Source organism: Stenotrophomonas sp. HMWF003 (assembly GCF_003061285.1).
GTDB classification, from domain to species: domain Bacteria; phylum Pseudomonadota; class Gammaproteobacteria; order Xanthomonadales; family Xanthomonadaceae; genus Stenotrophomonas; species Stenotrophomonas maltophilia_AP.
The window spans coordinates 8,722-11,757 of the sequence record NZ_QAIW01000146.1; the positions used below are offsets into that span (position 1 = coordinate 8,722).

The window sequence follows — 3,036 nt, forward strand, 5'->3', positions numbered from 1 at the left end:
GGTGTGCGGGTGGCCGATGGGGCGGCTGCGCAGGTTTTATGCACTTTTTACGCGGTGGGGCCAGTTGCGGCGTGGAGCGTTTACGCCGGTGGGGAACACGATGGGCGCCTGACGTGGAGTGGTTCCACCTGGACGTCCCATGAGCCTGTTTCTGCCTGTTTCCCCTGCCGCCGGTGCGCCCTGCACCGCCGCCCTTCTTTCCTGCGCCTGAGGCCATTGCCATGTCTGCCTGGCTTTCCCTGCTGTGCGGCGTGCTCGTGCTCGTTGCCGCCGCCTACCTGCTGTATGTCGTGCTTCGGCCCGAAGCGTTCTGACCGGAGCCGACCATGACCGAGATCCTGTTGATCCTGCTGGCCAGCATCGTGCTGGCCTTTCCGCTTGGGCTGTACCTGGCCCGGGTGATGCGCGGTGCGCCGATGCGCGGCGATGCGTTGTTCGGGCTGGTTGAAAAACCGCTGTACTGGCTGCTGGGGGTGAACCCGGCGCGTGGCATGTCGTGGCGCGGTTACGTGGGCGCGTTCCTGTTGAGCAACGTGGTGATCGCGGTGCTGGTGCAGGCCGTCTTCATGACCCAGGCCTGGCTGCCGTTCAACCCCGACCAGATTCCCAACATGCGCTGGGATACGGCGCTGCACACCATGGTGTCGTTCCTCACCAACACCAACCAGCAGCATTATTCGGGCCAGGCGCAGCTGTCGTACTTCTCGCAGATGACCGCGATCACCGGCCTGCAGGTGGTGACGCCGATGATGGGCCTGGCGCTGGTGGTGGCCACCCTGCGTGCACTGTTCGGTGCGCGCCCGGACGACGTGGACGCGCAGCAGGCCGCGCAGCTCAGCGCCGACCGCCGCGTGGACGTGGGCAACTACTACGCCGACGTGGTGCGCGCGTGCGTGCGCTTCATGCTGCCGCTGTGCCTGCTGTGGGCGGTGCTGCTGACCAGCCAGGGCGTGCCCTCGACGCTGGCCGCTGGCCCGCAGGCCACGCCGATCGATGCCGCGGCCGGCATGGACGCGCAGAAACTGCCGCTGGGTCCGGTGGCGGCGATGGTGGCGGCCAAGCAGCTGGGCACCAACGGTGGTGGCTGGTATGGCCCCAACAGCTCGATGCCGCTGGAGAACCCCACCCCGCTGTCGAACGCGCTGGAACTGATCGGCATCCTGCTGATTCCCATCGCGGTGATCTTCATGCTGGGCGCGTTCACCGGGCGCAAGCGCCTGGCCGGACTGGTGTTCGGCTGCATGCTGGCGATGTCCAGCGTGTCGGTGGCGGCCACGGTGTGGCTGGAAGGCCACTCGGCCACTGCGGCCAGCCCGCTGCTGATGGAAGGCAAGGAAGTGCGCTTCGGCGCGGACGGCACCGGCTTGTGGGCGGCCATCACCACCCAGGTGTCCAACGGCTCGGTCAACGGCATGCATGACTCGCTGAGCCCGCTGGCCGGTGCGGTGCCGATGGTGAACATGCTGGTCAACGCGATCTGGGGCGGCATTGGCTGCGGCCTGCAGCAGTTCATCGTGTACCTGCTGCTGGGCGTGTTCCTGGCCGGCCTGATGACCGGGCGTACCCCGGAACTGCTTGGCCGCAAGCTGGAAACCCCGCAGGTGCGCCTGCTGGCCCTGCTGGTGCTGCTGCAGCCGATCACCATCCTGGGCTTCACCGCGATCACGCTGGCCATTCCGTCGATCACCGGCACCTCCAACCCCGGGTTCCACGGCATCAGCCAGGTGTTCTATGAGTATGTGTCGGCATTCGCCAACAACGGCTCGGGCTTTGAAGGCCTGGGCGATGCCACCCCGTGGTGGAACCTGAGCTGCACGCTGGTGCTGCTGCTGGGCCGCTACCCGGTGCTGGTGATTCCGCTGATCGTGGGCGCGCAGCTGGCCGCCAAGCGGCGCGCCCCGGAATCGGCCGGCACGCTGCAGATTGAAACCCCGACCTTCGCGCTGACCCTGATCGCGCTGATCGTCATCCTGACCGTATTGCAGTTCATGCCGGCGCTGGTGTTGGGCCCGGTGGCCGACCACCTGTCGCTGACCCTGCACTGAGACGTGAGCCCATGAGTACCTATCCCTTGAACGTTTCTTCCCACCGCCGCCAGCGCCTGCTCGACGCGGCCGGCTGGCGCCGCGCCCTGCGCGATGCGGTGATCAAACTATCGCCCCGGCACCTGCTGCACAGCCCGGTGATGGCGGTGGTGATGGCCGGCACCGTGGTCAGCCTGGTGGTGACCCTGAGCGGCAACGCACCGCTGGGCTTCGGCCTGGCGGTCACCGCGATCCTGCTGCTGACCGTGTTGTTCGGCAACTTCGCCGAAGCCGTGGCCGAAGCGCGCGGCCGGGGCCAGGCGGCGTCGCTGCGGCGGGCCCGCCAGGACCTCAGCGCGCGTCGGCTGGCGGCCGCACACGCCGGCGCCAGCGAGACCCAGGTTCCGGCAGCGGAGCTGCGCCCGGGCGACCATGTGATCGTCAGTGCCGGCGAGCTGATTCCGGCCGACGGCGAGATCGTGCAGGGCCTGGCCACCATCAACGAAGCGGCGGTGACCGGTGAATCGGCGCCGGTGCTGCGCGAGGCCGGGACCGACCGCAGCGGCGTGATCGGCGGCACCAAGGTGCTGTCGGACCAGATCATCGTGCGGGTCACCGCCGAGCCGGGCCACAGCTTCCTGGACCGCATGATCGCGTTGGTGGAAGGCGCCAACCGGCAGAAGACGCCCAACGAAGTCGCGCTGACCCTGCTGCTGGCGGCGATGACGCTCACCTTCCTGATCGTGGTGGCCACGCTGCCGGCCATTGGCGCCTTCGTCGGCGTCAAGGTCGACCCGCTGCTGCTGATCGCGCTGCTGGTGTGCCTGATTCCCACCACCATCGGCGGGCTGCTGCCGGCCATCGGCATTGCCGGCATGAACCGGGCGCTGGCCGCCAACGTGCTGGCCAAATCCGGCAAGGCGGTGGAAGTGGCCGGCGACGTGGACGTGCTGCTGCTGGACAAGACCGGCACCATCACCCACGGCGACCGCCAGGCCACCCACTTCCATGC

Annotated in this window: 2 protein-coding genes and 1 pseudogene; all 3 read left to right on the forward strand. The window is 68.3% G+C overall.

Going from position 1 to position 3,036, the window contains the following annotated elements; genetic code table 11:
* Nucleotides 1–221 precede the first annotated feature (221 nt).
* Nucleotides 222–314 carry a potassium-transporting ATPase subunit F gene (locus DBR34_RS05590; RefSeq protein ID WP_038690964.1) on the forward strand — a complete coding sequence of 31 codons (93 nt, stop codon included), beginning with the start codon at nt 222–224 and terminating at the stop codon, nt 312–314.
* A gap of 12 nt (nt 315–326) precedes the next feature.
* A complete protein-coding gene (kdpA, locus tag DBR34_RS05595) occupies nt 327–2,045 on the forward strand; it encodes a potassium-transporting ATPase subunit KdpA (RefSeq protein WP_128096033.1) in 1,719 nt (572 codons plus the stop codon).
* Between the two features lie 11 nt (nt 2,046–2,056).
* Nucleotides 2,057–3,036, forward strand: a pseudogene (locus DBR34_RS22185) (HAD-IC family P-type ATPase); the annotation flags it as partial.